4 protein-coding genes are annotated in these 7489 nt (G+C 72.7%); 1 reads left to right on the top strand and 3 read right to left on the bottom strand.

Translation table 11 applies throughout. The features are described from left to right. A partial coding sequence (pepN, locus tag D8M29_RS06580) for an aminopeptidase N (protein WP_127445858.1) occupies positions 1–2595 on the bottom strand: 2595 nt, incomplete at its 3' end. A gap of 103 nt (positions 2596–2698) precedes the next feature. Continuing rightward, positions 2699–3943 carry a glucose-1-phosphate adenylyltransferase gene (gene glgC / locus D8M29_RS06575; protein WP_044658929.1) on the bottom strand — a complete coding sequence of 415 codons (1245 nt, stop codon included), beginning with the start codon at positions 3941–3943 and terminating at the stop codon, positions 2699–2701. A 113-nt stretch (positions 3944–4056) separates the two neighbouring features. On the opposite strand from glgC, the gene glgA reads away from it, so the two are divergent. Beyond that, positions 4057–5253, top strand: coding sequence for a glycogen synthase (gene glgA / locus D8M29_RS06570; protein WP_044658928.1), 1197 nt, complete (start codon positions 4057–4059; stop codon positions 5251–5253). A gap of 76 nt (positions 5254–5329) precedes the next feature. Here the strand turns inward: glgA and D8M29_RS06565 are convergent, their stop codons facing one another. Continuing rightward, a complete protein-coding gene (locus D8M29_RS06565) occupies positions 5330–7453 on the bottom strand; it encodes an acyl-CoA dehydrogenase (protein WP_044658927.1) in 2124 nt (707 codons plus the stop codon). Between the last annotated feature and the right edge of the window lie 36 nt (positions 7454–7489).

The raw sequence follows: 7489 nt of genomic DNA, 5'->3' as shown, positions 1-7489 counted from the left end.
GTGCTCCACGACCAGGCGCCGTAGGGCCCCCGGGGCGTCGGGGTGCTCGTCCAGCCAGCGCTGGGCCGCGGCCAGCGTCGGGTGCGACTCCTGCGCGTCCGCGTCGCCGGCCACCGCGTCCTGGCGGCCCGGGAACAGCCCGCCGATCGCGCGCGAGGCCAGCCCGTTGGATCGTGAGGCCCACACCGAGGTCAGGCGCGGCCAGAAGCCGGACTCGTAGGGGGCGAGGAGCTCGACCTCGCCCGCGGCGAAGCCGGCCGCCGTGGCCGAGAGCAGGTCGTTGGACAGCTCCGTGCCAGTGGCCGTGCGACCGGACATGACCGCCTCCCACGCCGCGGCCTTGACCTCGGCATCGGGGCGGGCGGCCGTGGCGAGGCGATGCCACGTGACCGTCTGGGCGGTGCGGCCGGCCTCGAGCTCCGCGTCCAGGCGGGCCTGGTCGGCCCGGCCGGTCGCGGCGAGGGCCTGGAGCACGAGCCAGCGCAGCTCCGCGTCGATCGCCAGGCCCGGCGCCGACGTCGCCGCGTCCTCGCCGAGCAGGGCGGCCTCGAGGGCCGCGGCCATCCCGACGTCGGCCCGCGCCAGCGTCGCCCACGTGCGGGCCGCGGTGCGCTGGCGGTCGGAGCCGGCCTCGAGCGTCCGGGTCTGTTCGGCCAGCACCTCGCCCACCAGAGCGCGCAGCGCGTCCCGGTCCTCGGCGCGGGCGTACTGGCCCACGGCCGCGGCGGCCTGCGCCAGTACCTGCGCGTGCACGCCCACGGTCGCGATCCGCGCGGACAGCGTCGCCACCGCGTCGAGGAACCGGGCGACCGGCAGCTCGCCGTCGCGGGTCATCGACCACAGGGCGGCCCACACGGTGGCCTCCGCGAGCGGGTCCGCGATGGGGTGGGTCAGGGCCGCGCGCAGCGACCCCGCATCGAGCGCGACGGCGGCGTAGGTGAGGTCCTCGTCGTTGGGCAGCACGAGGCGGACGCCCCCGGGGACCTCGAGGTCCGGCAGGGGCACGGCCGCGCCCTCCGCCCCACCCGGCACATCGGCGGTGACCTGGGCGGTGCGGCGCAGGACGCCGTCCTGCCCGGGCATGAAGACGCCGACCTTCAGCACGTGCGGGCGGAGGATCGGCCCGCCCGTGACCGGGTCCGCGCCCTCCTGGCGCAGCACCGGGGCGTCGCCGTCGACGTCGACCCGCAGCCGGGGCACGCCGGAGGTGTGCAGCCACGCGTCCGCCCACCCGCGCATGTCCCGCCCCGAGGCGGCCTCGAGCGCGGCCATGAAGTCGTCGAGGGAGGCGTTGCCCCACGCGTGGGCGGCGAAGTAGCGGTGTGCGGCGTCGAGGAACGCGTCCCGGCCCACGTAGGCGGCCAGCTGCTTGAGCACGGAGGCGCCCTTGGCGTAGGTGATGCCGTCGAAGTTCTGACGGGCGGCCTCGAGGTCGACGATGTCCGCGACGATGGGGTGTGTCGTCGGCATCTGGTCCTGCACGTACGCCCAGGCCTTGCGGCGGGACGCGAAGGTCACCCATGCGGTCCGGAAGTCGGTGGCCTCGTCCACGCCGAGGGCGCCCATGTAGTCCGCGAACGACTCCTTGAGCCACAGGTCGTCCCACCAGTGCATCGTCACGAGGTCGCCGAACCACATGTGCGCCATCTCGTGCAGGATCACGTTGGCCCGGCCCTCGTACTGGACCGCGGTGGCCCGCGAGGTGAACACGAAGTCCTCGGTGAAGGTCACGAGGCCCGGGTTCTCCATGGCGCCGAGGTTGTACTCGGGCACGAACGCCTGGTCGTACTTGCCCCACGGGTACGCGACGCCGAAGAGGTCGTGGAAGAACGTCAGCCCCCGCTTGGTCACGTCGAACACGGCCTCGGGGTCGAACGCGTCGGCCATCGTGCGCCGGGTGAACAGCCGCAGCGGCACGGCCTGCGCGCCGCTGGCCGGGTGACCGTCCCAGGCGTCCTCCCACTGCGCATAGGGGCCGGCGAGCAGCGTCGTGATGTAGGTGGACTGGGGGAGCGTCGGGGCGAACTCCACCCGGACGACACCGTCCCCGGCCGGCGTCCGGGACACCTCCGGCCGGTTCGAGGCCAGCACCCAGTCCTCGGGTCCGGTGAGGGAGAAGGTGAAGGCGGCCTTGAGGTCCGGCTGCTCGAAGTCCGGGAACACGCGGCGCGCGTCGGCGGGCTCGTACTGGGTGTAGAGGTAGACCTCGCCGTCGGCGGGGTCCGTGAAGCGGTGCAGGCCCTCGCCCGACCGGGAGTACACGGACCGGCCGACCAGCTCCACCACGTTCTGCGCCGCCAGGTCGGGCAGCAGAACCCGGGCCTGGCCCACGACCTCGGTCAGGTCCAGCGTCGTGCCGTTGAGGGTCACCGACTCCACGCCGCCGTGGATCCAGTCCAGGTGGGTCTGCACGCCCGGCTCAGCGCACGCGAAGCGGATCACGGTGCGGACCGGATAGGTGTCGGCCGCGGCGTCCCGGGCGTCGGAGAGGTCCACGTCCACGACGTAGTCCTGCACCGTGAGCAGGCGGGAGCGGTCCGCGGCCTCCGCGCGGGTGACGTTGGTGGCGTCGAGGTCGGGGGTGGTGTCGGTCAAGGCGAGCCTCCGGTCGGGGATCCAGCGGGGACGGCGACGCGCGGACACACCGCGGCGTGCCCGCGCGTCGGCGGTGGTCCGGGACCGGCGGCCCGGGGCCGCGTCAGTGCGGCGTCGGGACGGGCTGGCCCTTGGAGAGCACCGTCAGGCCGGATTCTGTCACGGTGTAGCCGTTCGCCTCGTCCTCCGCCCGGTCGAAGCCGATGCGCGCGCCCGGGGGCACGACCACGTTCTTGTCCAGGATCGCGTTGCGCACGTGGGCCCCCTCGCCGATCACGACGGAGTCCAGCAGCACCGACTGCTCCACCCACGCCTCGTTGTGCACGCGCACGTCCGTGGAGAGCACGGACTGGGCCACGGTGCCGCCGGAGATGACCACGCCCTGGGAGAGGATCGAGTCGTTCGCCGAGCCGGGGCGGCGGGTGGACGAGCGCACGAGCTTGGCCGGCGGGGAGACGGACTGGCGGGTGTAGAGCGGCCACTCGCGGTTGTAGAGGTTGAACTCCGGCCACGGCTGCACCAGGTCCATGTGCGCGTCGTAGTAGGAGTCCAGGGTGCCGACGTCCCGCCAGTAGTGCTTGCCGGCCGTGCCGCCGGGCACCTCGTTGGCGGTGAAGTCGTACACCCCGGCCTCGCCGCGCTCCACGAACAGCGGGATGATGTCTCCGCCCATGTCGTTGTTCGACTCGGGGTTCTCCTCGTCCTGGTTCAGCGCCGCCACGAGGGCGTCCGTGTCGAACACGTAGTTGCCCATCGAGGCCAGGAACTGCGTGGGGTCGTCCGGCAGGCCGGGGGTCGTCTCCGGCTTCTCCACGAACGCCGCGATCCGCGTCCTGTCCTGCGGGTCCGTCTCGATCACCCCGAACGAGGAGGCCAGCTCGAGCGGCTGGCGCACCGCGGCCACGGTCGCCTTGGCGCCCGAGGCGATGTGCTGGTCCACCATCTGCTGGAAGTCCATGTGGTAGACGTGGTCCGCGCCGATGACGACGACGATGTCCGGCCGTGCGTCGTGGATCAGGTTCATGGACTGGTAGATGGCGTTCGCGCTGCCCGTGAACCAGTCCTTGCCCCGGCGCTGCTGCGCCGGCACGGAGGCAACGTAGTTGTTCAGGAGCGTGGACATCCGCCACGTCTCGGAGATGTGGCGGTCCAGCGAGTGCGACTTGTACTGCGTCAGCACCACGATCTCGCGGTACCGGCTGTTGACCAGGTTGGAGAGCGCGAAGTCGATGAGGCGGTACGTGCCGCCGAACGGGACGGCCGGCTTGGCACGGTCGGCCGTCAGCGGCATCAGGCGCTTGCCCTCACCGCCCGCCAGCACGACCGAGAGGACCTTCTTCTGCACCATCTGTGTCACTCCTCGTGAGCCGGGTCGTCGCGACCCGCACGCGTGCTCGGGGCGTGCGGGGCATCCGTGCCGCCAGACTATCGACCCCCGCCGGGCTGAACTAGGTTGGGGGCGTGCGCATCGACATCGTGAGCAAAGAGTTCCCCCCGTCCATCTACGGCGGTGCCGGCGTCCACGTCGCCGAGCTGACCCGTGTCCTGGCCTCCCGCGCCGACGTCCGCGTGCACGCCTTCGGCGCGCCGCGCGACCCGGACTACCACGGGGCCCGCGTCCTGACGTACCCGAACCCGCCCGGGTTCGACGCCGCCAACGGGGCCGTGCAGACCCTGGCCACCGACCTCACGATCCTCGGCGACCTCGAGGGCGCCGACGTCATCCACTCCCACACCTGGTACGCCAACCTGGCCGGCCACCTCGGCAAGCTCCTGCACCAGACCCCCCACGTCCTCTCCGCGCACTCCCTCGAGCCGCTGCGCCCCTGGAAGGCGGAGCAGCTCGGCGGCGGCTACGCCCTGTCCAGCTGGGCCGAGCGCACGGCGTACCTCGGGGCGGACGCGGTCATCGCGGTCTCGGACGGCATGCGCCGGGACATCCTGGCCTGCTACCCGGACGTGGACCCGGCGAAGGTGCACACGGTCCACAACGGCATCGACACGCAGGTCTGGACCCCGCAGACCGGCACCGCCGCACTGGAGAAGTACGGAATCGACCCGGACAAGCCCTCCGTCGCGTTCGTCGGCCGCATCACGCGCCAGAAGGGCGTGCCCCACCTGCTCCGTGCGGCCCTGCGGCTGCCGGAGGACGTCCAGCTCGTGCTGTGCGTGGGCGCCCCGGACACCGCGGAGCTGGCGCACGAGGTGAACGAGTTGATCTCCGAGCTGCGGCGCACCCGCCAGGGCGTCGTCGTGATCGAGGGGATGATCCCGCGCCACGAGGTGATGGAGATCCTCACGGCCGCCACCGTGTTCGCCTGCCCCTCGGTCTACGAGCCGCTGGGCATCGTCAACCTCGAGGCGATGGCGTGCGGCACCGCCGTCGTCGCCTCCGCCGTGGGCGGCATCCCGGAGGTCGTGCAGGACGGCGAGACCGGCCTGCTCGTCCCCTTCGAGCAGGTCGACGACGGCACGGGGGCGCCCGTGGACGAGGAGAGGTTCGCCGCCGACTTCGCGGCCGCGCTCACCCGCGTCGTGGAGGACCCGGAGCGCGCCCGCGCGATGGGTGAGGCCGGCCGGGCCCGCGCGATCGAGCACTTCTCGTGGGAGACCATCGCGGAGCGCACGATCGAGGTCTACGAGGCCGTGCTGCGCTGAGCCCGCCCGACCACGCACACGGGCCCCCGCCACCGCGAGGTGACGGGGGCCCGTGTGCGTCCGGGGACGGCCACGGTCAGCCGCGGCGACCCCGCGCCGCCTTCTCGCGGGCGCGCACGGCCTTCTCATCCTCCGGCTCCTCGCCGGCGGCCCGGCGGGCCGTGAACCAGGCGTGGGCCTCCTCCTGGCGCTGGGTCTCGGCGTCCGTGGCCACCGCCATGCGCAGGTGCTCGGGCTCGAGGCCGAACGACTCGACGAGCTCGAGGGCGAAGGGGCGCAGCCGCTCGGCCAGCCGGTTGACGTAGCCGCGCAGGGCCCGGGCGCGCTGGCTCGAGACGCGGCCGTGGGCCACGAACCAGCCGAGGTCGTCCTCGATGAGGCGCAGCGCGAACAGGTCGCGCAGCCACGTCAGGACGGTCTTCGTGGTCTCATCCGTGATGCCCTCCAGGGCGCGGGTGAAGGCCTCCCACTGCAGAAGCTCGCCGTGGTTGCGGGCGGCCTCGATGAGCTCGTGCTGGCGCGTGTTGAACGCCTCCGCCTGCGCCGCCTGGCCCTTGCCCCGGGCCCCCGAGAGGGTGCCGGCGATGTCGGCGGTCTTGGCACGGACGCGCTCGGTGAGCAGCTCATGCTGGACGGCGGGGTCCTTGAACCAGTTCGCCGAGCGGCGCTCGGACCCGCCGTCGGCCACGGACTGGACGGCCTTGTGCAGGCCCGCACGGTGGAGGGCGTCCGAGGCCTGATGGACCACGTAGCGGGAGACGGCGCCCACATTGAGACGTCCGAACTCCTTCGAGTAGTCGGTCAGCAGACGCTTGCCCACGAGCTGCAGGAGCACCGTGTTGTCGCCCTCGAACGTGACGTACACGTCCAGGTCGGCGCGCATCTGGGCCACCCGGTTCTCGGCGAGGAACCCGGCGCCGCCGCACGCCTCGCGGGCCTCCTGCAGGGTGTCCAGGGCGTGCCACGTGGTCAGCGGCTTCACGGCCGCGGCGAGCGTCTCGAGCTCCTGCCGGTCCACGTCCGTGTCGGAGCGGCCGGAGAAGACGTCGTCGAACTTCTCGACGAGCTCGTTGGAGGCGAAGGCGTCCGCGTAGGCGCGGGCCAGGCGGTCGATGAGGCGGCGCTGGTGGTTCTGGTAGTCCAGCAGCACCTCCTCCCGCTGCGGGTCGGAGGCCTTGAACTGGCGGCGCTGCTCCGCGTAGGCCAGCGCACCGTGCAGGCCGAGGAAGGAGGCCGTGGTGGCGGCGAGGGACAGGGAGACGCGGCCCTGGACGAGCGTGCCGAGCATCGTGAAGAAGCGACGCCCGGGGGAGGCGATGGGCGAGGAGTAGGTGCCGTCCTCGGCCACGTCGCCGTAGCGGTTGAGGAGGTTGGTGCGCGGGATGCGGACCTGAGTGAAGTGCAGACGGCCGTTGTCGATGCCGTTCAGTCCGCCCTTGAGGCCGTCGTCCTCGCCGCCCACGCCGGGCAGGAAGGCGCCCTCCTCGTCCCGGATGGGGACGTAGAAGCAGTGCACGCCGTGGTTGACGCCCCGGGTGATCAGCTGCGCGAAGACCGTGGCCGCCCTGCCGTGCAGCGCGGCGTTGCCGAGGTAGTCCTTCCAGGCGCCCTTGAACGGGGTGTGGATGACGAACTCCTGGGTCGCCTCGTCGTACGTGGCGGTCGTCGCGATCGAGGCGACGTCCGAGCCGTGCCCGATCTCGGTCATGGCGAAGGCGCCCGGGACGCTCAGGTCCATCGCGCCCGGCAGCCACCGGCGGTGGTGCTCCGCGGTGCCCAGGTGCAGGATCGCCGAGCTGAACAGGCCCCACTGCACACCGGCCTTGATCTGCAGGGAGGGGTCGGCGAGCACGAGGTCACCGAAGGCGGCGAGGTTGCCGCCGTGGTTGTCCTCGCCGCCGAACTCGCGCGGGAAGGCGCGGTGGACCGCGTTGCGCTCCACGAGGACGCCCAGCTGCCGCAGGACGCGGGCGCGGTGCTCGTCCATGCCGAGCAGCGGGTCGCGCCACAGGGCGGGATCCTTGACCAGTTCGCGGGATTCGCGGCGCTCCGCGGCCCAGCGGCCGAGGAGGGCCTCCTCGAGGGCCGCGGCGTCGAGGGAGCCGGGCGTCGGCCGCTCGGGCGCGATCTCGGCGACGTCGGAGGGAACCTCGGTGCTGGGCGTCGAGGACTGGGGGGCGAGCTTCTCGTGGACGGTCATGACGATGCTCCTGTTCGTGAGTGGGGGCGGGCGCGA

Origin of the sequence: Micrococcus sp. HSID17227 (assembly GCF_003989405.1) — a bacterium.
In the GTDB taxonomy this organism is placed as follows: domain Bacteria; phylum Actinomycetota; class Actinomycetes; order Actinomycetales; family Micrococcaceae; genus Micrococcus; species Micrococcus luteus.
Note: the sequence above shows the minus strand (reverse complement) of the source record. Positions and strands in the feature narration are given on the sequence as shown.

Bases quoted from the DNA above. Each gene is read 5' to 3' on its own strand.
- glgC (WP_044658929.1), bottom strand. From the start codon at position 3,943: ATGGTGCAGAAGAAGGTCCTCTCGGTCGTGCTGGCGGGCGGTGAGGGC.
- D8M29_RS06565 (WP_044658927.1), bottom strand. From the start codon at position 7,453: ATGACCGTCCACGAGAAGCTCGCCCCCCAGTCCTCGACGCCCAGCACC.